The 24,603-nt window shown below is 49.3% G+C and carries 14 protein-coding genes; 9 read left to right on the forward strand and 5 right to left on the reverse strand.

Going from position 1 to position 24,603, the window contains the following annotated elements; all coding sequences use genetic code 11:
- Positions 1-26 precede the first annotated feature (26 nt).
- From OCL06_RS12290 to OCL06_RS12305, 4 genes are all read left to right on the forward strand, one after another.
- Positions 27-3,305, forward strand: coding sequence for a ligand-binding sensor domain-containing protein (locus OCL06_RS12290; protein ID WP_262994978.1), 3,279 nt, complete (start codon positions 27-29; stop codon positions 3,303-3,305).
- Between the two features lie 109 nt (positions 3,306-3,414).
- Positions 3,415-8,013: a two-component regulator propeller domain-containing protein gene (locus OCL06_RS12295; protein ID WP_262994980.1), complete on the forward strand. Its 4,599-nt coding sequence runs from the start codon at positions 3,415-3,417 to the stop codon at positions 8,011-8,013.
- A complete protein-coding gene (locus tag OCL06_RS12300) occupies positions 8,006-9,787 on the forward strand; it encodes a two-component system response regulator (RefSeq protein WP_262994983.1) in 1,782 nt (593 codons plus the stop codon). The genes OCL06_RS12295 and OCL06_RS12300 overlap by 8 nt, the downstream gene beginning before the upstream one ends.
- Before the next feature lie 54 nt (positions 9,788-9,841).
- Positions 9,842-13,048, forward strand: coding sequence for a sigma 54-interacting transcriptional regulator (locus tag OCL06_RS12305; RefSeq protein ID WP_262994985.1), 3,207 nt, complete (start codon positions 9,842-9,844; stop codon positions 13,046-13,048).
- 78 nt (positions 13,049-13,126) lie between these two features.
- Here OCL06_RS12305 and OCL06_RS16175 read toward each other — a convergent pair whose 3' ends face one another.
- Positions 13,127-16,711: a polysaccharide deacetylase family protein gene (locus OCL06_RS16175; RefSeq protein WP_308446012.1), complete on the reverse strand. Its 3,585-nt coding sequence runs from the start codon at positions 16,709-16,711 to the stop codon at positions 13,127-13,129.
- Between the two features lie 243 nt (positions 16,712-16,954).
- Between OCL06_RS16175 and OCL06_RS12320 the strand changes: the two genes are divergently transcribed.
- The 5 genes from OCL06_RS12320 to OCL06_RS12340 are packed head-to-tail and all read left to right on the forward strand — an operon-like array spanning position 16,955 to position 21,034.
- Entirely contained in the window at positions 16,955-17,263 is a 309-nt protein-coding gene (locus OCL06_RS12320; RefSeq protein ID WP_262994987.1) for an acyl carrier protein, read from the forward strand.
- On the forward strand, positions 17,251-17,952 hold the full coding sequence (locus OCL06_RS12325) for an SDR family NAD(P)-dependent oxidoreductase (RefSeq protein WP_262994989.1): 702 nt from the start codon (positions 17,251-17,253) through the stop codon (positions 17,950-17,952). Before OCL06_RS12320 ends, OCL06_RS12325 begins: the two co-directional genes overlap by 13 nt.
- Positions 17,949-19,292, forward strand: a complete 1,344-nt coding sequence (locus OCL06_RS12330; protein WP_262994991.1) for an ANL family adenylate-forming protein — start codon at positions 17,949-17,951, stop codon at positions 19,290-19,292. Before OCL06_RS12325 ends, OCL06_RS12330 begins: the two co-directional genes overlap by 4 nt.
- On the forward strand, positions 19,289-19,933 hold the full coding sequence (locus tag OCL06_RS12335; RefSeq protein ID WP_262994993.1) for an acyltransferase: 645 nt from the start codon (positions 19,289-19,291) through the stop codon (positions 19,931-19,933). Before OCL06_RS12330 ends, OCL06_RS12335 begins: the two co-directional genes overlap by 4 nt.
- Positions 19,934-19,948: 15 nt before the next feature.
- Positions 19,949-21,034, forward strand: a complete 1,086-nt coding sequence (locus OCL06_RS12340) for an acyltransferase family protein (RefSeq protein ID WP_262994995.1) — start codon at positions 19,949-19,951, stop codon at positions 21,032-21,034.
- A gap of 279 nt (positions 21,035-21,313) precedes the next feature.
- On the opposite strand, the gene OCL06_RS12345 is transcribed toward OCL06_RS12340, so the two are convergent.
- The 4 genes from OCL06_RS12345 to OCL06_RS12360 all read right to left on the reverse strand — a co-directional run bounded on the left by OCL06_RS12345 (position 21,314) and on the right by OCL06_RS12360 (position 24,403).
- Positions 21,314-23,629: a methyl-accepting chemotaxis protein gene (locus OCL06_RS12345; protein ID WP_262994997.1), complete on the reverse strand. Its 2,316-nt coding sequence runs from the start codon at positions 23,627-23,629 to the stop codon at positions 21,314-21,316.
- Between the two features lie 228 nt (positions 23,630-23,857).
- Positions 23,858-24,046 carry a hypothetical protein gene (locus tag OCL06_RS12350; RefSeq protein WP_262994999.1) on the reverse strand — a complete coding sequence of 63 codons (189 nt, stop codon included), beginning with the start codon at positions 24,044-24,046 and terminating at the stop codon, positions 23,858-23,860.
- A gap of 41 nt (positions 24,047-24,087) precedes the next feature.
- On the reverse strand, positions 24,088-24,261 hold the full coding sequence (locus tag OCL06_RS12355; RefSeq protein WP_262995001.1) for a hypothetical protein: 174 nt from the start codon (positions 24,259-24,261) through the stop codon (positions 24,088-24,090).
- A 13-nt stretch (positions 24,262-24,274) separates the two neighbouring features.
- Positions 24,275-24,403, reverse strand: coding sequence for a hypothetical protein (locus tag OCL06_RS12360; RefSeq protein ID WP_262995002.1), 129 nt, complete (start codon positions 24,401-24,403; stop codon positions 24,275-24,277).
- Positions 24,404-24,603 lie beyond the last annotated feature (200 nt).

Genomic DNA, 24,603 nt, shown 5'->3' on the forward strand with positions numbered 1-24,603 from the left:
TGTTATTACGCGTAAGGTTTTAACTAATGGACTACACCTTGAAATTCTTCTGTAGCGTGGCATTGATAACTGCCCTCTCTTTTTCTCCCGTCAGCGCCGGACACGGCAATTTTGATATCAACGTACGTTTTCAGAAGCTGAACATTGAACAGGGACTATCCCAGGAAGTCGTTCAGAGTATTTATCAGGATGAAGAGGGGTATTTGTGGTTTGGCACGCAGGAAGGGTTAAACCGCTATGACGGTTACAACTTTGAAGTGTTTAACCAGGAATATGGCAATGAAAACGCGCTTCCCGAAGACTGGATATTTGATATTCAGGAAGATGCCTCTGGCAACCTATGGGTGGCTACAGACGGTGGTGGTGTGGCCATGTTCGACGAACCCGAGCATGCGTTCATTGCCTACCAGCACGACAGCGACGATCCCCACTCATTAAGTAGTAATACCGTACGGGTCCTCTTTCTGGACAGCAGTGGCCGGTTCTGGATAGGCACGGAAAATGGTCTGGATGAGTATCACCCTGATTCCAAACAGTTCGAATCAATTAACATCGCGCCCACGCCTTCCTCTGAATTCAGCGGCGAATTACAAGTGCGGGCTATTACAGAAGATGCCAATGGTTTGCTATGGATAGGCACAGATGGGAGTGGCTTGTATTCCTATAACCCTCAGACTGGCAATGTTGCCCATTATTTTTCTGCACAAGAGAATAATATTATACATTCTGATCGTATCTCATCGTTGCTGGTCGACAGTGAGAACCGCTTGTGGGCGGGAACCTATGACAAGGGGATTGCCCTTATTAACCCTTCTCGCAATCAAGCTGACTTTTACCAGGCGGAACCGGGTGAGGCCAGTTCACTAAGCCACAATCAAATCAGAGATATTCTTGAAGATAACCAGGGGACAATTTGGCTTGCCACAGACAATGGTCTGGATCGCTGGCTGTCTGACGCGCAGGCATTCGCACACTATCGTCACTCTGTGGAAAACCCTTTTTCTTTATCTTCCAGCAAGATCAATACGATTTACCAGGATCGAGGGAACGTCCTCTGGGTAGGAACCTTCGGTGGCATTAATAAGTGGAACACCGCTACCGCTGTATTCAGACACATGTTTAAACAGTCAGATAGTGACGGCAGTTTGACAGATAATGGCGTCAATGCCTTTGCACAGTCGGACGACGGAACCTTGTGGGTCGGTACCTATGGTGGGCTTAATGGCTTGCATGAAACAGATCGCGAAGTAACCGTGTACACGGCGGGCGGTCGCTCTGATTCACCAAAATTTTTAAACGATGACCGTGTAATGTCACTGTACAGTGCAAGCAGCGGCCACTTGTGGATAGGTACGCGCGCGGCAGGGTTGAGTAAACTCAATCTGGCAACCGGCAAACTTGAACATTACAGCAAGCAGGGCGACAGCGATGTAAGCCTGAGCTCGGATGCCATAACCAAAATAGTTGGCCAGGAAAATGGTGAGCTGTTGATTGGCACATGGGGTGGCGGTCTTAATCGGTTTAATCCGCAAACTGAAACATTCACCCATTTCCGAGCCGATCCGTATAACGGCGGCAGTCTGAGCAGCGATAAGGTGCCGGAGATTTATATCACTCAGGACAAAAAAATATGGGTGGGTACCTGGGATGGCGGAATAACGGTATTTAACCCTGATTTTTCGGTGCACAAAGTCTTGCGCATGGGACTGGAGCCGGGCCAATTAAGCGAAGACAAAGTCTGGAGTATTCTTGAGGATTCCAACCATAATATTTGGGTTGGCACCCAAGGCGGTGGGATCAGTTTGCTGCGGGCTGAAAACCGGGAACTGGGTGAGTATGAATTTGAACGAATTGGTCGCAGTCAGGGCTTACCCAGCATGGTGGTGTATGGGCTTCTGGAGGCTGACGACGGGTCTGTTTGGGGGAGCACTAATCGGGGCATCTCTAAAATTAACCCGAACGACTTGTCTATTCTCAATTACGATGCCGACGATGGGCTGCAGAGCAATGACTTTAACTCCGGCGCCTATTTTAAAGGTGAGGATGGGTGGGTGTATTTCGGCGGTAGCAATGGTGTGACTGCTTTTCATCCGGCTAGGGTCCAGCCAAACTCACATGTGCCGCCGGTAGTCATTACAGAATATGCGACTATTAACGAGCGTTCGCCTTTGTCTGACCGGTTGGAAGAAATAGACAAAATTGAGGTTGCACATGAGGATTATCTGGTGTCTTTTTCTTTTGCTGCACTGGATTTCGCCGAGCCGCAAAAAAATCAGTATGCCTATATGCTGGAAGGGTTTGACCGCGAATGGTTGTACACCAACGATATTCGTAAAGCGACCTATACCAACCTGCCTGACGGCAACTACGTGTTTAAAGTGAAAGCGGCGAATAACGATGGTCTCTGGAATGAGGACGGCGCGTCGATAAAAGTAAAAGTGTTACCTCCGGTATGGCGAACATGGTGGGCTTACACCCTGTATGGAATAGTGGGCTTACTGTTGTTGACGGTACTTATCCTTGCATACCGACGAAAATTAAAGCGAGCCAGACTGTATCACCAGGAACTGGAAAATGAAGTAGGCAGACGAACCAAAGAACTTACCGATCTCAACGAGCAGCTGTATACCGCGAATACTTCCGATAGCTTGTCAGGGTTGAAAAACCGGATTTACCTCTTAAGTATTCTGGAAAAAGAAGTCGCCGATATTCAGCGCCAGATATTTAAAGCAAAAAAAGAGGGCAACCCAGATTTGTCAGTCGGTCCCCGGGTGTTTTTCCTGATGATTGATTTGGATAAGTTCAGGGCGTTTAACGAGAAGAATGACAAACGCACTGGTGACAAAGTCATCCAGGAAGTGGGTGAGCTGTTATCTGACTTCTTCCGCACCTCAGACACGGTGGTTCGCTGGGGCGGAGACCAATTTTTGGTCGTGGGTCAGGTTGATGATGTGCGGGAAGTAAACCGTATCGCGGATCGTCTGCAACAACGTATCAAGAGTCATCCGTTCAAAAATAAAAAGGGATCCACCTGCAGTATCACCTGTTCACTGGGTTTCTCTCTCTACCCATTTTATCCTTCTCAGCCTGAGGCAATGGACTGGCAGCATGTGCAGAAAATTGCCTCACAGGCGATGCTTATCTCTAAGCGAGTAGGAAGAGATACGTGGACGGGGGTCAGGGAAGGCCAAGGTGCTCTGACCGACGAAGACATTGAGTCAATGAATAAAAACTATAAGGCACTGGCGAAGGCCGAGAAGATCAACGTCGTAGAGTTTCATAGCTATGCTAAGAGACTCTTCTGACACCGGCAGAGTTCTGCCTTACAGGTAATTATTAAAATGCACGATGAACACTTATGCCGTGCACCGATATAGCCGATAAACACTAAAGAAAAAGAATCCGAGGTAATCCGTGCGCTTAGCAAAGTCTGAATTTTCCCTTCCTGTCATAGTGGTGATGCTGAGTGTCGGGTTGCTGTTTTCTTTCCGGTCAGCCTTCGCCAGCATTTACAACTCATCCGAACAGGTCCTTCACTTTACCCAGCTTGATGCGGAGCGCACGCTGTCGAACTCGGTGGTAAATGCAATTGCGCAGGACGAGCTGGGATTTATCTGGATTGCCACCCAGGACGGTTTAAACCGGTTTGATGGCAAATATGCCAAGTATTACAACAACGAACCGGGTAATCCCTCCAGTCTGGCGTTTAACTGGGTGTGGGATATTCATGTAGACAGTAAAGGCCAGGTGTGGGTTGTGGGCGATGGTGGCATCAGTCGTTATGAACCACAAACTGACAGTTTTATTAATTACCTCCCGGAAACGAGCTACCCTAACCTCAAAGGCAGTAAATTCCGCACCATTGCCGAAGCACCGAACGGCACTCTGTGGTTTGGTACCCAAACCTCGGGTATTGCTGTTTATAATCCGGAAGCTGATGCATTTAGCCATATTGATGGCGGTCTCGATACCAACGGCTCACTGAACAGCAATAACATCCGCGATATATTAATTGATGATGCAGGGAACGTCTGGGTGGCTACCTACGGGGGAGGGCTGAATGTGCTTCCCGCGGATGCCCAGGATTTTCAGCAGTTTACCACTGAGTCGGCAGTCTCCACGCCCAGTGACAATATCCGTAGTTTATATTCGGCCAATGATGGCACGTTGTGGGTGGGCACCAAAGATAGCGGCGTATTCACTTTTGACCGTGAAAATGGCGTGAAGCGCCACGCCTTCTATGAAGAAGGTAAGCCTGGCGGATTCTGTGACAATTGGGTACGCGATATCTATCAGGACAGTAAGCAACGTATGTGGTTTGCCACCACCGGGGGGCTCTGCCAGTGGGACGCGGGCCAGGATAAATTTATTGCTCATCGTCATGACAATACCCGCACCGACAGTTTGCTGGATAACCGGGTACTGGCGCTGTTTCAGGATGACGGCGGAGTTATGTGGGTGGGGACCTACCAGGGGATTAGCCGTTGGAATGCAGAAATAGAACCGTTTGATTTAATCAACCGTTCGTTTGGTGTCGGCAAAGATATGGACAGTGAAGTAATCACGTCTTTTGCCACATCAACCGACGGAACCCTGTTTGTAGGGACCTGGGGCGGTGGACTGAATGTATTCGATACTCAGGCAGGTACGCTACAGGTAGTGCGCGCGGATCCCGGCACGCCAGGCAAACTTCAGGGCGACCGGGTTATGAGCCTGCTGGTCGATAGTGACAATAACCTGTGGGTAGGCACTCAGCGTAATGGCCTGCATTTACGTAAGGCCGGTGACAGCGAATTTATAAATTTTCGCCATGATCCACAGGACCCCAGCAGCCTCAGTGCCAACGCAGTAAGTAAAATCGTGCAACTGGCTGACGGGACAGTGGTAGTGGGAACCTATGGCGGAGGTATTAATCTGGTCAGAGGCAGTTACTCTTTTGACGCCTTCCGTTACAGCGAAGACGACACGCACTCGTTATCCAGCGATCGCGTCATCGATATTATGCAAGACAGTAATGGTGATATCTGGGTGGCCACCAACGGGGGCGGAATAAACCGATTTATTACCGCAGATAAAGTCTTTGAACATTTCAGGTTTGATCCAGAAAACCCTGACAGTATTGAAAGTGATGATATCTATTCTATGCTGGAAACGGAGGAACATTACTGGTTTGCCACCCACAACGCCGGCGTCGCGCGTTTGAGTAAGGATAGCCTTGCCGCGGGTGAGCCGGTGTTCGAACATTTCTCACGGCCTAATATATTACCCAGTAGTGTGGTTTACGGTATGCTTGCCGACCATCTGGGCTATATCTGGCTCAGCCATTCTAAAGGATTGTCCCGGTTGACCCCCGCCACCATGGAGGTGATGAACTTCAATACCACCCACGGTTTGCAGGGCAGCGACTTTAATAACGGGGCTTACCACAAGGCTGATGATGGCCGGATTTTCTTTGGCGGTCCTAACGGGTTTAACACCTTCATGCCGGGTAATGTGCCAATCAACACCAATAAGGCCCCCATCCGGCTGACCAAATATACCCGGTTGAACGAAGAGGTTTTGCTGGCCGACGATATGAGCGAAGAGGGTGAGCTGGAATTAAGTTATCACGACGCCTTTATTGGTTTTGAATTTGCCGCTCTGGATTTCACTAAACCGGAAGACAACAGCTACCAATATAAGTTGGAAGGCTTTACCGACGATTGGATTGACGCCGGTCAGGATAACACCATTACCTTCTCAAACCTGCTGGACGGCAGCTACACATTGCGAGTTAGAGGAACCAACAATAACGGTATATGGAGTGACGATGAGCTGACCATTCCTATTGTTGTTTCTCCGCCGGTGTGGCGAAGCTGGCAGGCCTTCCTGGCGTACTTTTTGATACTCGCTGCGATCGCACTGCTGTTGTGGCGTAACCACAGAGAAAAAAGAGACCGACAGAAAAAATATCAGCAACAGCTGGAAAAAGATGTGCAGCAACGCACCGAACAGCTCCGGGCCGCCAATGAACAATTGGGTAAAGCGTTTGAAGAAACCAGTCAGGCACGGGAAGCAGCCGAAAAAGCCGCCTCAGCCAAGGAAGACTTCCTGGCTATTATGAGTCACGAAATCCGAACCCCGCTCAATAGCATTCTCGGGATGAGTGAATTGTTGCTGAACTCACCGCTGAGTGCTGTGCAGCAGCGCTATGCCGGTTCTGCCCACCGTGCGGGAAGCATGCTGCTGGAGTTGATCAACGATATCCTGGACTTCTCTAAAATGGAGGCGGGTAAAGTTGAACTGGAACAGACAGAGTTTGACTATCATGGGCTGATTGAAGAAACCTGCTTTTTATTCGCGAACCGGGCACAGGAAAAGGGCGTTGAGCTGACTATCGTAATTGATAAGAACTGCCCGAGGTTCATCATGGGCGATGCGCTGCGGCTCCGTCAGGTGTTGTCTAACCTGCTTTCTAATGCCATCAAGTTTACTGAGTCAGGCTCGGTGGATATTACCACCTACAGCGATGGTAAAAGCGTATACATGCGCGTGGCCGACACGGGCATAGGCATGAACGAAGAGCAGCGCGCCAAGATATTTGAAGCTTTTCAACAAGCAGACACTTCTACTACCCGTAAGTTTGGGGGAACCGGTTTAGGCTTGTCCATCACCAAGCAAATCGTTGAACTGATGCGCGGCCATATTGGCGTTGACTCAGTACCGGGTAAAGGCACAGTCTTCGCCATCGCGTTTCCGGTTAAAGCCGCTGACGCGCAAGTCGATGACTGCGATCTGGCTTTGGTAAGACAGGTGCGCGTAAATGTGATTGTCAGGCAGCCGGCTGTACGGCGCATGGCCACGAATACCATTGAGCGGCTGGATGTCCGGTTTAAGGATTTAAGCGACGACTACGAAGCAGGGTTTAATCTGCCTGCTGATGATCATGATATCTACCTGGTGGACGCAGCATTAGCGAAGACCGATCACTGGCAACAGGCCTGGAGCCAGCTACGGCTAAAAGTGATCGTGCTGACCAGTGCCTACGAAGAATTCGAACAGCCCAAAGCGTTACCTAATTTACAGTTACTCAGTAAACCGGTAAGGCGAACCGCGTTGTTCGAGGCTCTACAAGCCTTAATGGATGGCGAAACCTCAGTACGTCAAATCGATAAACCGCAGGCGTTTCAGGAGACCAGTAGATTTAAAGCCAAAGTGCTGCTGGCGGAAGATGCGCAAACCAATATTGAAGTGGCTACCGCCATGCTGACCATGTTTGGCTGTGAGGTCGACACGGCTTTGGATGGCAGTATTGCAGTAGATAAAATTAAACAAAGCCATTACGATCTGGTCTTTATGGACTGTCAGATGCCGGTGATGGATGGCTTTGAAGCTACCAGGCAGATCCGGCGCCATGAGCAAGAGACTTCTTCCTCACCGGCAACTATCGTAGCGCTGACCGCTGGAGTAGGGCTGGGATATGAAGAGACGGCCGTGGCGGCCGGCATGAACGACTACATGAATAAACCCTTTACCTCGCAGCAGCTATTTAAAATGCTGAACCGGCATTTAGGGCAATGTCGCTACGATGTCGAGCCAGGGGAACCTGTGATTGTGGATCAACAGACCCACACCGTTACCGAAAATGTGGTTGAATCCGCACCTTCTGCAAATGAAGCGCTGATCGATCACAGCGCCATCGAGGCGATAAGAGAGATTGAAAAAAGTACCGGCAGGGAGCTTTTCAGTCGGGTGTTAGCTACATTTGAACAAGAGATGAATCAGAAACAGCCCGAACTCAATACATTAGTGGAAGAGGGCGATGCACAAGGCATCAACAGAGTGGCTCATGCGATGAAGTCATTGTGTGCGAATGCGGGGGCAAAACTACTCAGGGAGCTATGTGGTATCATGGAAGCTGCGGCTAAAGAGCAGAATTTAGACACGTGCAAGCAGTCACTGGCAGAATTCAATGCTAATTATTTACCCACATTACAGTCGCTAAAATCAATCGTGAGTAATTCGAATGAATAACAATTCTGGCGAGACCTTTCAAAACGCCAAGGTATTGATCTGTGACGATGACCCGACCTATTTACTGGTTATGCGGGATACCCTGGAAAGCGAGAACTTTCAGGTCATTGATGCGGCGGATGGTGATACAGCAATCACCAAATACCTGACCTACCAGCCTGATATTGTGCTGCTGGATGTACAAATGCCCGGCATGTCAGGGTTAGAAGTCTGTAAGCAAATACGCCAGCATAAAGCCGGCAAGGATGTGCCTATTTTAATGGTGACCGGGGCGGACGATTACGCCTCAATTCAGAGCGCCTATGATATCGGCGCCACGGACTTCCTGCCCAAGCCCATTAAATGGCCGATAGTCGGGCATCGGGTGCGGTACATGCTGCGAACACGTAACGCGCTGCGGGATCTCCAGTCCAGTGAAGAACAATTGCGCTATCTGGCCTATCACGATGACCTGACCGGGCTGGCTAACCGCCAGAGCTTTCGCGAGCATTTGCAGAAGTTTCTGACCCTGGCTAAGCGTGATAACCATCACGTGGGTGTGTTGTTTATCGATCTGGACCGTTTTAAGCGAATTAACGACACCCTTGGCCACGAATTTGGTGACAAGCTGTTGGCCAAAGTTGCGAAGATTCTGCTTAATAATTTGCGCGACTGCGACCTTATCGCGCGGGATGCCAGAGAAGACGATGTGAGTGAAGTGGCCAGGCTGGGCGGCGACGAATTTATTGTGATGCTCAGCAAGGTCACCGACACCAATGACATCGCGCAGGTGGCTCAGCGTATTATCGACTCCGTCTCCAAGCCCATTAAAATTGGCCAGTATGAGGTGGTGGTCACGCCTAGCTTAGGTATTTCTGTGTATCCACACGACGGCGAAAATGGCGAAGAGCTGATGAAAAACGCCGATGTGGCCATGTATTACGCGAAGGAGCGTGGTCGCAGATGTTATAAGTTTTATTCCGACTCGCTCAACGCCCGTGCGCTGGAGCGGTTGCAACTGGAAGAATCGTTACGCACGGCACTGGTTCGCGAGGAGTTCGAGCTTTATTATCAGCCGCAGGTAGATCTGAAATCAGAGCAGATCACCAGTGTTGAAGCTTTGATCCGCTGGAATCATCCTACCTTGGGTATGGTGTCTCCCGGGGAGTTTATTCCCATTGCCGAAGAAACCGGACTGATTATTGAAATTGGTGAGTGGGTAATGAAAACGGCCTGCGCACAGGCAAAAAGCTGGATTGATGAAGGTTTCCCGCCCTGTCGTATGTCGATAAACCTGTCGAGTGTACAGTTTAAACGTTCTGCCCTCACCGAAACCATAAAAGACGTTATCGAAGAAACCGGGTTGCCGCCGGAATACCTGGAGCTGGAGCTCACTGAAAGTGCCGTTATGACGGACGTAGAGCAGAACATACAACGACTGAAGCAACTTAAAAATATGGGTATCAAAATCGCCATCGATGATTTTGGAACGGGATACTCCTCGTTGAGCTATCTTAAGAAGTTCCCTATCGACACTTTAAAAATAGACCGCTCATTCGTCACAGACCTGGCAGAAAATAAAGAAGATGAGGCGATCGTGAAAGCCATTATGGCTCTGGCTGATACTATGAACCTGGGGGTTATTGCGGAGGGCGTAGAGTCGCAGAGCCAGCTGGCCATATTAAGGCAGTACGAGTGTGAACTTATTCAGGGCTATCTGTTCAGCCGGCCTCTGAACAAAGATGATATCGGTATGTTATTAAAAACGGGTTTGCCGAAACGCAAACAACAGTAACGTATCGTCCCGGGGGCTCACAATAATTACGGACTGACCACAGTGTTAAACGCAATGTCTGAACACGTTAATACCGACCCAGCAAATACAGTAGTATTAGTTGATAACGAGCTGTTGCCCTCCGTGGAGCTCACCGAGCTACTGGCTGAATGTGGTTTACAGGTCAGGGTATGGAGTAAATCATTTAAGAGCCTGGTGGCCGATACCAGTGCTGATTCGTTTGCGTATGTCTTTTTAAACGTAAATTATTGCGGCGACCCAAAGTACTTTGCTGAGCAGGCGCTGTCACTTAACGCCCCGGTGGTTTACTTTAATCCTCAGAGTGAAGGCGTGGTACCCGACGACGCTGAGCAGCCGTTTTATTACCTGACGGGACAGCCATCAGTGGTAGATGTGCGGGTGGCGCTGGAAGTCAGCCGGTATAAGTTCCGTAGCCGGGGCACTATCAGCAGTCAGCTAAATATGCTGAGCAAAGCCTTCTCCTGCGTGGGAGATTACCTGATTTGTCTGGACTTTCAGGGGCACATCACACATGTGAACACGCGTGCCTGTGAGTTGTTTTGCGTTAATGAAGCCGAGGTTAAAGGAACACCCTGGTACACCCTTATTAAAACCCGCCAGGACTTATCTGCCCGCCACACCCAACAGTTTATTTCAGCGGCCATTAATACCCGGGCGGTCACAAAAATCCAGCCAATCGCACTACAAATCTCGAAGAAAGAAAGTGTACTGGTGGATGGCATCATCGGGCCAACTAACGAGTCAGGCAATAAAACCGGCGTAGTGTGTATCCTGCGGCAGTTAACCTCACTGGGGGCGCTGCCGGATTTAGTTAGCAGTGAAGAGAATGCCGATGAGATTGACATTCACCGTATTGAAGCCACCGGCACATTGCTATTCAGTCCCGACCAACTGAACAATATTAACCTGCGGTATGGGCGTCTGGTGGGTGACAGGATACTGGTGGAGATAGGTGAAGAATTAAAGTCAGTGCTCAGGCCGACCGATCTGGCTACCCATTATGGCGGGGCGAATTTTCTGGTGCTTTTCTCTGAGTCAACTAAAGCACAAATCGACAATTTGGTAAAAATACTCCAAAAGAAGCTGGTGTCGCACAAATTTCATGACGGTCAGATTAGCCTGACGTTCAGCTTTGGGTTGGCAACCAATAACGAGCTGGTTAACTACTCGCCGGTTGAGTTATTTTACTATGCCAATTACTCATTGGCACAGGCGCAGGACTTGGGTGGCGATCAAATACGCATCTGGAAACAGGAAAACGCCCTCCAGCAAATAGGCAACTTTGACCGGGTCAGTGGTAACTTTTCTGAAACCGGCAGCACCGATTATCAGAAAATGTTGATGCTGTGGAGTATTCTTAATAATCCTCAACACATTGCCACCGAAACAGAGTTTCTTGAATTTCTGCTCTCTCATCTCAATTCCGGCTTCGAATTAGCAAAATCAGCTTTTTTTGCGCTGGAAGGTGACAGTCTGAACTTTAAAGTAGGATTGGATGCTACCCGAAGCGTGTTGGGGGCAGGGGATGTGGGGCTGTCCGACAACCAGCAGGAATACATGGAGGAGGTGCGCAATGGCGAGACCCAAGAAGTTATCTTCACCTCCATTCTGGGCGACAGTACCGAAGTGTGTGTGGTGATCAAAGGCAACAAGTCACCGCTTGGATTGCTGTGGCTTGCGTTTGCTGCCGAGCAAACGTTTAGCCTGAAAAACCAGCGGATGCTGGATAATATTGCGGAGTTTGCTGCGGTGAAACTGGAGCAGCTGGCCAGTTCAGTAAACCAACCAAAATCAAAACTAAACACAAGTGCGGGCGAGGAACAGGACGGGATAAATTTCTGGTACACCTCCCGGGAGATGGCAGAACAGGCTGAATTCATTGAAAAAGTGGCGCCCACAGATGCCACCGTATTAATTACCGGTGAGTCAGGCACGGGCAAAGAATTACTGGCCAAAAGCATCCATGCCCGCAGTACTCGCAAAGACAAGCCGTTTGTAATTTTTGACTGCGGTGCGGTAGTGGAAAGCCTCATCGAAAGTGAATTGTTCGGACACAAACGGGGCGCTTTCACCGGGGCGAGTAAAGATTCAGTGGGCTGTATTCAGCGTGCCCATAAGGGCACCCTGTTTTTGGATGAGGTGGGCGAGCTACCCATTGAAACCCAGGTTAAGCTGCTGCGCTTTACCCAGGAAAAGCAGTTTGCTCAGGTGGGCAGCAACAGTTACAAAAAAGTGGATGTACGGTTAGTCGCGGCCACCAACGTCGACTTACTGGAACGAATTAAGAAAGGGCTGTTCAGGGAAGATTTATACTACCGACTTAACGTATTTAACTTAAAAAGTTTGCCGCTGCGCAAACGCAAAGATGACATCCTGTATCTTGCCGGACGCTATTTGACCCTGTTTGCCGAAGAATACAGCAAGTCCATTGTTGATTTCAGTGAAGATGCTAAACAGGCATTGCATCAGTATGAATGGCCGGGCAATGTCCGGGAGCTAAGAAACCTCATTCATAAAGCGGTAATTCTGTGTCAGTCCCGATTGCTAAACTGCACCGATCTTGGATTATATCCGCTGGAAGACATGTTCACAGAAACCGCCGATGTACCTTCAGTTGATAACGCGTCTGTTGTTTCGTTACCCGGCCAGATGGCGAACAAAAGCGCTCCCACCGATGTGGTAACTCTGGGCTTTCCCGAACACGCTGAGCAAACGTCAATGTGGCAGCAAGCATCGACAGCAGACAGCGCCTTTTCAGATAGGGATACTGCGCCATCTCAGGGACGGGCTGCAGATCCGGGCGTGGATGATCAAGAGCCTGTAAATGACAAAGTGCTGGATGATTCTCACTGGACCACGTTAATTTCGATGAGCCGTGAACAGGGCTTTCAGATTGCGCCGTGGCTCGAGCGCTGTCTGATGGAACGCAGTCTGCGAGAAAATAATCAGGTGGTGTTGCGCGCGGCAAATACCCTTGGCGTTGCTGAAAGCTCGTTCAGAAGAAAGTGGCAAAAACTTCAGGATATCAGCGCACCGCTCACAGCCGAATTGGCAGCGTCCAGTGAACGTGCAGTGCATATGCTCCTGAGTACCCCGCAAATCACCAACAAGGTAGAGACCATGCAGGCGTTACTTACCCAAGCATGTGAAGATCTCAGCTTGTCCGCAACCCAAGGCGCCCGGGTGTTAGCCGTCTCCGCGCCTACCTATCGTAAAATGCGGCGTGAGATAGCTGGCTAGTGTTTTTTGTTTTGGTAACGTCAGAATGGGTCGCGCTTAACCGCACGACCCGCATTGGGCAGTATCCCTAATATCTTGTCAGCACCGCTGCTTCAATAAATGACCCGCCTCACTGATGGTACAAAAACGTACCGCCCGCTGTTCTGAAACAAAGTCCACAACCCGCCTGATTGCCGTAGTAATAGTTTCGAATGCATTTTTTTGTGCGACCAGGCTGTTACCGTTATCCACTAACGAGGAACTGTGCATGAACATATGCAGAACCGGGTAATCGTTCTCAAGGGCCCGCTGACACAGTGCAATCATGTCGTCTGACGTTGTGAGCTCAGGGCATAAATATAATTGCCTGAGTAGTCTCGTGTGCCAGGCCACACCTACCGGACGAAGCAGCTTGGCGGCGGGATGCGAAAGCTGTTTATAGATGGCGTTACTTTTCGAAAAGTCAGCCCGGTTAAAGCCGACCGTCACCGGTATCTCGTAGATAGCGCGCTGCGCCCCGGCAACGGTGGGGGTTTGACTGTCTGGCCAGTAAGGGAGCAATGGCGCATCACTGCAGTCAAAGTAATCAGTGCGGTAAAAGGGGTACACACTGGAGTCGACATCTATGCCGTACTGCGTCAGCAGTTGCAGTACTTCCCCGTTAATACCCCATCTGCCGGTGCGGAAGGAGCGCGGTGTAGTACCAAACTGTTCGCGCAGTTTGTCTATCAGGGCTTTTAGTTTCGCTTCGACCTGTGAGGAAGGCAAGTTTACAACGTGGGATTCCTTTTCCCCGGTGGCGCCGTAAAAAGGCGGGTTGGCCCACGGATGAAGGTGGGCACCAATTTCACAGAGCTTTTCTTCCACATAAGGACGCAACGTGTGCACCGCCTGGCTGTCATCAGCAACCGCGTAGTCTACAAAATAGGTGGGACGCACGCCTAATTCGGCGAACAAAGCCTGCAGCCCCGGGAGTTGCTTAATATTATCTAACGCAAAGTCAGACTCAGGAAAGCCCTGCTCCCAGTCCCACTCTTCTTCAGTGTCTATAGACAATACGAAAAGTAGCGGGGGCTGTGTGGGTTTTGTTAATTCACCAACAGAAGGAGCCGATGTGCCCAACCTTGGCGCCAGCCAGGCTTTTTCGTTCGATAATGATAAAGTTGATGCCCGGCGTACGATAGCCGACGAGGCATTCAGTGCCAGATTCTTCTGGTAAGTAGCCGCCGGCCAGTTGTTTCTCACCGGGGCATAATCGGTGGGGGCGGGGGCAGAATTATAAAACTCACTTACCCCCGTATTTTGCATTAATAACGCCAGGATCCGGCAATAGTGTTGTTCCTCTGAGTTTGCCAGCCGTTGCGTTATGTACGCAAGCAACTGGTTTGCTTTTCGCTCCATCGCCGCATACTGATTATTGCTGTAATAGTTAGCCAGCAGCAACACGTTGACCTTCCTGAGATCCTGCGCCGTCCAGGTATCATTGGGGTACTCAAGGATCTCAGGGGTCTGCAGATAGGGCTGTTCGTTTTCAGCCATCCATTGTGCATAGAGAACAAGGGCGTCTCTGGCCTGGTAAAAATATTCGTCACATTCATCCTGGTGACTTTTTACAAACAGGTAGCGGGTGACGGCTTGTAAAAACACCGTGTAAAACCAGCAGTGTTCAATATTTTTAAGATCCCTCTCATCCACATCATCATTGGGGTGGAAAGTATGCAAAATAACATGCTCAGCATGGGCTAAGTAGGCCTTGTTCTGAGTAAGCTCGAAGCTGTCTAACAGGGCCTGAATGTAGTTTGCGGTTCCCCGGTCCAGAGGATACTGTTCTTTGAACGGATTTTTTAAGCCACGCACATGCCGGTTTCGCAGCGATAATGCCAGCTCAAGGCAGGTGCCGGAACCCTCATACACCCGGGTTATCCATTTCGTCAGTGTCAGAACGGCCTGCTTACTTCGTTCATCGCCGGTAAGAAAATAGTGCAGCATCAGGCCGGTGGTATAGCAATGTTGCCCTCCGGGACCGCCACCCCCGGCATGATCCATATATGCGCCCTGCTCGTGGTGTTTTGAATAAGAACGGTGTGAGCTGGTATACGCTTGCAGGTAATGATCGGTGTGCCAGAAAAGCCCGCCGTTATATTCAGGCTTATCAAACTCGGTATGATAAATATCAATATCAACCACATGAGCGGCAAGATCGTTAGCCAATTCGAACCAACGATTATCGCCGGTGAGCAAGTATTGTCTTAACATGCCGTAAAGCGGATCGTACTGATTGTTATAATGACTGACGAATATCTCGCTGCCGTCCTGGTAAGCAGCTTCATGATCCGCATACAGGTCGCCAAAATTACGCCAGCCATATTCATCCAGTTGTTCGCGCTTGGCAAAGAATGAGCTATCGCCATCCAGCCCCTGCTGGATTATCGTGTGCAGTTCATCAGTTGGCCGGGTAGCGCTAAAATGTGCCAGCACATTGCATTGCTGTGTCCAGGCAGGGTCAACATGCCATTGTGTGCCCGCTAAACAGGAATCCAGGCTAAGGTCGTTTTCAGCAAACCATACTGTGTGGGATTTTTTCTCGCCCCCCTGCAATTCATGGGGGGCATTCTGAGCCACGGGGAACAACTCCATGCGTATTTGTGCCGATGTGCAGGTCAGAGCGCTGGGAAAGTTCTGCCAGAAGTCGGCCATCGTAATCACATAGTGTGAGGTGCTATTTTTTAGCTGCGGTTGGCATCTGTTCCCGGCTAGCAGTTCTTGGCCGCCACTTTCAACAACAAATCCATTGCGATCAAAAGGCAGCTTGTTGTGTCTGTTTACATGCACAGGGCTTTGCCAGTTCTCACCACCACTGGCAACCTGAGAAATGGTAAACGGCTGACTGGGTAACGGCTGGAAATCTTCACCTGGCGCGAGTCGGTATTGTATGTCGTCATCCGGGGAATGTGTCTGACATACCGCCAGACTATTGAAGTAAAACGCATTCGGGTCGCCTAAGTCCCATAAACCATTCTCGTGCACTGCCGCAGCAGGATTATGAATGACCAGCTCCAGGCTCGTGGCAGGCAGCCCGGCATATATTCGATAATGTGCCGTAAACGCAATATGAGACTGAGCCTGCTCATTGCGGAACCTGCCGCTCATGGTTACCAGCAGGCTCAGCGTGTCCCCCGTCACAGGAGAACACGCATGTTCGACCCGGTGCTCCTCTGCGTAAGCAAACCAGACATTATTATGCGCATCGCATAACTCTACAAAAGAATCCGCGTGACACTCATCACTAAGCGGCACTGACAGCTTAGATTTACTAAGCGTGAAGTGATGACCACCACCGGTGATTAAAAAATTATCGACACTTTCTTCCACCGATAAGCCTTGCGCACTTTTCTGGGGAAGCGTTTTCAACGGATAAGGGGTCACCGATAAACGACAAGACTCAGGCAGGCCATTACTGTCTACTGCACTTATTTCCAGCCATTTAATGCTTTGATCAGGCCACCGCGCCAGCGTTCGACAATGGCAGTCTATGTCGCCTTTATCTGAGTTTAACCGGAGTTGGGAAATGGACGTGAGAGCCCCTTGTGGGAAAGGCACGCCGGTACTTAGCAATTTGGGGGAGGAGGTGCGTGCATCACGCCGCAATGTTACGTGGAGTTTGCCTTCCTGGTCAGTCTGCATAACGGCGCAATCCGTTGAAATAGTATGTATTCACTACAAAGTTATCTCATCTTTCACAATATTGCTACGCGGGGAAGATAGGGGAGAGAAATCCGGGAATTGCAGCGGGCGTCTAAAGGGGGTGATTTTTATACTATTTGTGTATTTAGTAATCAGCTGAAATCGTGCTAAAAAATTATTAAGCCGCAACAAAAAAAAGCGGTACTTCAACTTCTTTCATTTCTTATTTTGGAAAATGACATTATGAAAACGGATTTTACCCAAGTGGTATTCAATGCTCTGGGCATGATTAACCAAACACGTGCGGATGATCGTCAGATCCCACTATCCCCTGATACGTCCTTATATGGTCCTAAAGGGCATTTGGATTCAATGGATTTAGTGAGTTTACTCGTCGACATCGAAGACGACTTGGCTGACAGCGGATTTAACGTATCACTAAGCGATGATAAGGCCATGTCGCGAACAAACAGTCCTTTTCTCAATATCAACACGTTAGTTAATTTCATCGAAGTGTCGATAAAAGAAAGGGACAGCTCATGGGTCGGTTAGTTGTTATTACAGGAGCCAGTCGCGGTCTTGGGCTAGCGTTGGTTGAGCACTTTGTGGCGAAAGGAGACACCGTGTATGGGCTGTCCCGTGGGATGTCTGACTTTCAGCACGAAAACTATCGTCATCACGAGGTAGATGTTACCGATGAATCCGCGCTCACTCTCTTCTTTCGGGAGCTAAAAAGCCAGGCCTCTCATATTGATGTGCTCATTAACAATGCCGGCATTGCCAGCATGAATGCATTTGCCATCACCCCGTCAAAGACCAGCGAACGTATTTTTGACGTCAACGTACATGGTACCGCGCTCTGTTGCCAGCGGGCGTTAAGTCTGCTCAAGCGCAGTGAATCCCCAAGAATTATCAACTTCACTACTGTCGCCGTGCCTTTACTGCTTGAAGGCGAAGCGGTGTATGCCGCTAGCAAGAGTGCGGTAGAAACGCTAACCAAAATACTCGCTAAAGAATACGGCCATTTCGGTATTACCTGTAATGCTGTGGGGCCGTCACCCATTGCCACTGCGCTTATTCAGTCTGTCCCCAAAGACAAAATAGACAGGCTGATACGCAAGCAAGCGGTAAAACGCATGGCGGAAGCCTCCGATGTGCTTAATGTTGTGGACTTTTTCGCTAAACCGGAAAGTCACATGATCACAGGACAATTGCTTTATTTGGGAGGGGTGTCGCAATGATTGAGTTTTTCCTGGAAACCATGAGAAAGTCGCCGGAGCATGAAGCGGTAGTAGCAGATTCATTACGAATTACTTATGGAGAGTTACTGCAAGAAATTGCCTCGCTTGAGGCATGGATAGAAAAAGAAAACATTCCCGCTGGTGCCGTTGTTTCGTTTAACGGGGACTACTCTGCCAGTGCTATTGCATTGTTTATGGCGCTGGCGAATAACCACAATATTGTCGTGCCGCTATCAAATGATTCACGCGCGCACTTCGATGAGTTTCGGGCCATTGCACAGACAGAATACGATATCAGCCTGGATGACGGCGAGTGTGTGGCTCACAAAACCGGACGTGATGCCAATCATGAGCATTATCAGGCATTAAGAGAAGTCCGGCACCCGGGACTGGTATTATTTTCATCGGGCAGCACAGGTAAGAGTAAGGGAATTGTACAGGACCTGAGCCTGTTGATGAGAAAGTTTAAAACGCCACGTAAATCGTTGCGCATGCTTATTTTTCTGCAGCTTGACCACATTGGCGGCGTGAACTCGCTGCTGTTTGCGCTGGCGAATAAAGGCACCGTCATCGTTGCTAACGATCGGTCCCCTGAAAGCGTCTGTGAAGCAATACAGAATCATCGAGCTCAGGTGCTGCCCACGTCGCCCACATTTCTGAATTTACTGTTGCTGAGTGGTATCCATACCCGATATGACCTCTCCAGTCTGACCCTCATTACATACGGTACTGAGCCTATGCAACAAAGTACGCTGGCTCGTCTCAATGATGTGTTTCCGAACACCCAGTTTCAGCAAACTTATGGGTTATCGGAAGTGGGGATTCTGCGTTCTAAGTCAAAAGATCCTGGCTCGTTATGGGTCAAGGTCGGTGGTCAGGAATTTGATGTGAAGGTGGTGGACGGCACGCTGCGTATCCGCTCTGAATCTGCCATGCTTGGCTACCTTAATGCGCCATCGCCATTCGATGAGGAAGGCTTTATGGATACCGAGGATCTGGTGGAGCAGCAGGGCGAGTGGATTCGGATCCTGGGTCGCAAAAGCGAAATTATTAATGTCGGTGGTGCGAAAGTATTTCCCGCAGAAGTGGAAAGTACATTGCTGGAAATGCATGAGGTCGAAGACGCCGTAGTGTATGGGGAGTCCCACCCTATCACCGGGAAAATTGTGGTGGCGAAAATTAAACCTACGGGGGCCATGACGCCGCGGGAAATGAAGTTACGGGTTAGACAATTCTGCACCGATAAAATGAACAGTTATAAAGTGCCCAGTAAAATATTGCTCACTGAAGATACAACCTATAACGAGCGATTCAAACGCATGCGGAGGGATGTCAAATGATTGAAGCAATAGCGGAAGAAAGAAAGCGTACCGTCAACGGGCGGCAGATGGTGAAGAAAATGATGATAGCGCTTAGCCAGCTTATCGTAATGCCTCTGGTTGTACCTTGTAAGCTTGAAGAATGGCTAAGTGAGGGGAAAGCAGAGACGGTATTCGGCTTTTCTGCTCAACTCGTTGCCATGCTGCCAGGCATGCCGGGGGCATTTTTGCGTAAGGCCTTTTATTCACTCACTCTGAAATCGTGCTCAACCGATTGTCACATTGGCTTTGGGACCCTGTTTGCGCATCGCTCGTCTGTAATTGAACAGCATGTATACATTGGCACCTATGCCATTATCGGGTCAGCGCATATCGGCGAATATAGCCTGATAGGCAGTCGCGCCAGTATCATTAGCAGACAGACACTGCATACGATGGGCAGTGACGGACGCTGGACGTCTTACAGCAGTGATGCAGTAGTGCCTACTACTATTGCCAAAAATGTCTGGGTGGGCGAGGGATGTACTATAGCGGCCGACATTGGTGAGGGCAGTCAGATAAGTTCCGGCTCTGTGGTGACCACTGACATCAAACCGGGGATTCTAGTAGGCGGCAATCCACCCCGGTTCATAAAAAATATTGATATTCCGGTAGCCAGCTAACTCAGGTTTAAAATTATGTCTGTGCCGTCCTCGCGACAAAACTTTATCGACTGGATGAAAACAATAGGAATGCTGCTCATTGTGGCAGGCCACGTAATTGGCGATCCTTACTCCGCGTTTAACCAAATTGCGCAACCCGCTTATACCAAGCAATTAGGTGTCGCCTTTTTTGTTTTTATAACCGGGTGGGGACTGGCTAATGTACGCAGTCCGACGCCGCTTACTGTGTACAGCCGGTTGTTCGCCATATTTGCCTATGGGTTCGTCTTCGCGGTCTTGTTTAGTCTTCTTGCGCTTGTGCTGAAGGGAGGCTTGCAACTGAGTAATTACTCGCCCTTTTTATTAGGCGCCAATGTGTTGTTTAACAACTTTCCCGCCAACCCCACAACCTGGTATATCGGGACGTATCTGCATTTGTTGGTGCTCTGGTTCCTCGTAACCCGGCACATATCTGTGAACATGATGACGCTGGTCGTTGCCTTTATACTGGAAAATATAATCAGGATGAGTCTGTTGAATGCAGGCGTGCCCTTTATTGCTTATATGCTTTTCCCTAACTGGCTGACAGTATTTTTACTCGGTCACTATCTTCACCAGCATACCGACAAGCCATCGTTAAAACTTGCCGCAATTGTGGGCGCTACGTGGGTGCTGGTCGCGGCCGGCTGGAGTAATGTTATGAACGGCATCACGGTTGGTGATGGCTTCCCATTCCGCTCTTTATTTGTAGAGGAGCAGTGGGCGATACCGCTTCAGTCATTACTGATTTCTGCCACTTATTTTATTAGTACCTGGCTGTTTTTCCAAATGGCGAGATGCCTTCCTGAAAGCCGGGTTGTGAAGTTTTTTGCCCGCAATACTATTATTATTTTTATAATCCATTTGCCCATTATCTTCGCTATTTATCCAACCTACTACGCATGGTTAGACACCTTTGGGATACCGCCGTTGGCACAACAATTGAGCCTTATTGTATTTATTTACTGGGGATGTGCTATGGTCTCAGAGTGGATCACCCGTGCGTTACGGCTGGAGAGATGGCGTGAACCTTTATGGAAAAGGTTACAGCTCAAGTGGTTCAGAGCACGGCCGGCCGGGTAGGTGAAAAGAGATTCAGCTCGTGGGCACAGGTGTTGATAGAGTACGCCTTATAGACTACCTCTTTCCCATGGAGCTTTAGAATTGGTCGGTGAATACTGTGACCCTTGTCTCGGCAACAAATGGTCACTCACCGTGGTACGAAAAAACGAGATATACACGGGGTAGTTTCGTTTACAGCAATAACAAACAAAAAGCCGCATAAGCGGCTTTTTTGAATACAATTAATCTAACTTTCCTCACTCGTATTGTTTAAGTGGAAGGCGCGTAACTCGCTCATGCCTAAACTCGGAACCCGTTCACCAGTGATTGCGATGAGCTGGCCATATCTGCCAGTTGCCTGGCGGCATCGCTGGCCTGAGTTGTATCTTGCTCAATTGACTGCGACATTTGTGATATGCGGGTGACATTTTCGCTGACACTGGCCGATGCTGCGTTCTGTTCCTGAGTCGCTTGTGCCACAGCCTCTGCCATTACCTGAACCCGCTCCACGATAGCAGCCAACTCTTTCATGGCTTTGGATACATGGCTAACCATGTTTATACCGTTACCCGCCACCGTCACGGCCTCTTTCATTTGAGCAACCGAAGAACGGGAAGACTGATTCATGCGCTCAATAATAGCGGCAATTTTTTCAGTGCTGGACTGGGAGCGTGTGGCTAACGTTCTCACCTCATCGGCCACCACCGAAAATCCCCGGCCGGCTTCGCCTGCCCTGGCCGCTTCAATGGCCGCGTTTAACGCTAACAGGTTGGTTTGTTCAGCAATGCCGGTTATATCTTCCAGCAGTTGGGTGATATTCACCACTTCTTGCTGCAGCGATTCAATCACACTCTGAGACTCGGTTAGTTGTCCTACCAATTGCTCTATGTTTTTAGCTGCTTCATGGGCAAGCGCCATATTTTCACGCAGGTTATCCCGCGCCGTAACGCCATGGTCCCGTGTTTCTACTGTGGAACGAGCCACGTCAGAAATTGAGTTAGACAGCTGTTGTACACAACTTACCACCTGCTGTGTTTCATCGTGCTGACGACTGACACTGTCATTACTGCTTCGCATGATGGTATTGAGTTGCCCCGCTGCGGCAGACAGGCTGGTGGCATCATTTTTAATTTTCCCGACAATCGTTTGAATTTGTTCGATAAAATTATTAAATGGCCGGATTATGTCATTAATTTCAGGAATGCTTGACGGTGCCAGGCGGCGTGTCAAATCACCGTCTCCCTGGCTTAATGTTTCACAGGTATTACCGAGAGCCGCCAGAGGTTTAAGCACCATTTTGGTAAGCATGAGTGCCAGAATTGCAGCAAGTATCAATATGACCAACGATTTAATCACCACGGAGAGTAGAAGTCGGTTTTTCAAGGCAACCGCGGGCGCCAGTGCCTCGGCTACGTCAATTTCCGCGAGCAGACCGTAGGTGTAATCGCCTAGCCTGACGGGCACATAAGCTGAGAATACTGATTCACCGCGATAATCCTCGACAGTATCAAAGCCTTGTTCGCCGCGCAGGGCTTGGTTGGCCGCGCTACTTTCAACGCGTTGGATCCCAACTGACGTGCCGGCTTTACGAATTTGTGGAGCGATATCCCCAGGGATAGCTCGCAGGTATTCTTCAGGCTCTTGCAGGAAAAAACGGCTTTCCGTCACCAGCAGATGATCCGGCGATACCAGGTACGTTTCACCTGAGTTTCCAAATCCGCGGGCTTCCCATTCACTGTCGTGGGTCATAATTTGACTGATGCGATCGATGGGTATCTGAAAAATAAGGATCCCAACCCGCTGGCCCTGCGCATTCACAATCGGAGAAGACAGGAATCCCGCTAGCGCATCATAAGAGGGTAAGTATACCTGTAGCTTACTCATGGAGACGTTTTCAGCGTCCTGTTGTTGCATTGCGAGACGGTAAGCTTCACCAATTCCGGTATCTGCATAAGGACCGTGTTTCACACTGCTGCCGTAATCAAGCTCTTTAAAAACGCTGTATACGATGTTCCCGGTGGCGGGGTCGACGATAAAAATATCGTAATACCCGAAATCGTACAGAAAGCGTCGGATGTGGGGGTGGAACTGCGCATGGGCAGTGGTATAGCGTGAGTTAACAGGAGGCTGTAGCAAAAGATCTTTTTCACCCAGGCCATGGTTGGAGCCAGCAATATAATCGTATTGAAGGGTTTGCGCTGTAGGATTTAAATTATCGAGCAACGCCAAAGGAGCAGTAAAGGCTTCGCCATTGCGCGTTCTGAATGCTTGATTAAAGTCGTTAGTGTAGTAAGACGCAAGCGCTTGTCTTTGCGATGTGGTCAACGGCGCCCGCTCACTACTATAGCTGTTAAAGGCAGGGACGAACTCCTGCGCAGCGCTGACGATAAGCGGCGAATCTGAAAAGTTGCTGATCTGTGCCTGACTAAATTCAATATATCGGGAAATGGCTTGCTGAGCCTGAATGCTTTGTTGAGTGAGCTTTTCTCGTGCAGCATTTTCAAGTGCAGTATTGGAGGACGTCACCGAGACATACAGGAATACTGTGGCCAGGGTCAAAATAGATATGCCCACCAGCGCCATAATAGACAATAACAGCCGTGTTCTTAATTTCATGTGGTAAGTCCCTCTACCTTCCCAGCAGGGAAATGTTCAGATTGATTGAATTTAGTACATAATGCGGAAGTCTTCCTATTTTCTGTGGTGATTATGTTGCTATTGCCGCTAAACAACGCCGAAAATGTTGATAATTGTTTACGTGTTATACTAAAGTCTACCTCTTTCTTCGATGCTTAACGAACTCTCAGTGGCACGAAGTTTTTTACCTGAACGGGGGCAGGAATGCTATTCAGCGGTGCTTTTATTATCCGTTTTTAAGGCCAATAAAACCCCTAATATGGCAAACAGTAAGCCGGTTTGTAGGTAGGGCAGGTGGGCGTCGGCGTGAGGTGATACCACGAACGTATACAAGGCCTGTAGAATAAATATGCCGGTAGCAATGTGAAAGGCGATGCGGGTGAATTTATGTGACATACATGTTCCTGTGACGGGGCTGAGCGCCCCGTATTATTCTGTTACCAATGGTGGTTCATATTGGTATTACCATACGCCTGATATATGGAATCATTGGCGTTGGCTACCTCGGCAAAGAACGCACCGAGTTTGTAGAACAAACCTGCCCCACTGACTTCAGCAAGCTCGGTGGTGCTGACTTCTTCAAGTAAATTGTGTTGATCGTCCATGTTCATATCTTTTTTCCTTTTAACGTCTGTTGTCTGAGTAGCCTTCGTAAAAGTCGAACGCAGCCTCGGCGATGGCAATAGCCACGGCAACATGCCCCCATCCTGCACCTGACACGCAATCTACTTCGTTTTCGCTAATTTCAATCATTGAAAGTTTCCTTTTTTAAAGTATCGACCAATTCCTCTGGTCGGAAATGAATTTAGCGAACAAAAGCGAGAGAGAAAACTGGACCAAATGACGGTTTTGCGCGCTAGGTGTTTAGTCATTCGCGCAAAGCCGTAACCGGCCATATACTTAATCAGGGTATTGTGGTTACCCGGTTTAAGTCGCGTGCTGAACGCAACCCT

The sequence above is a fragment of the Alteromonas salexigens genome (genome assembly GCF_025628895.1).
GTDB classification, from domain to species: Bacteria; Pseudomonadota; Gammaproteobacteria; order Enterobacterales; family Alteromonadaceae; genus Alteromonas; species Alteromonas salexigens.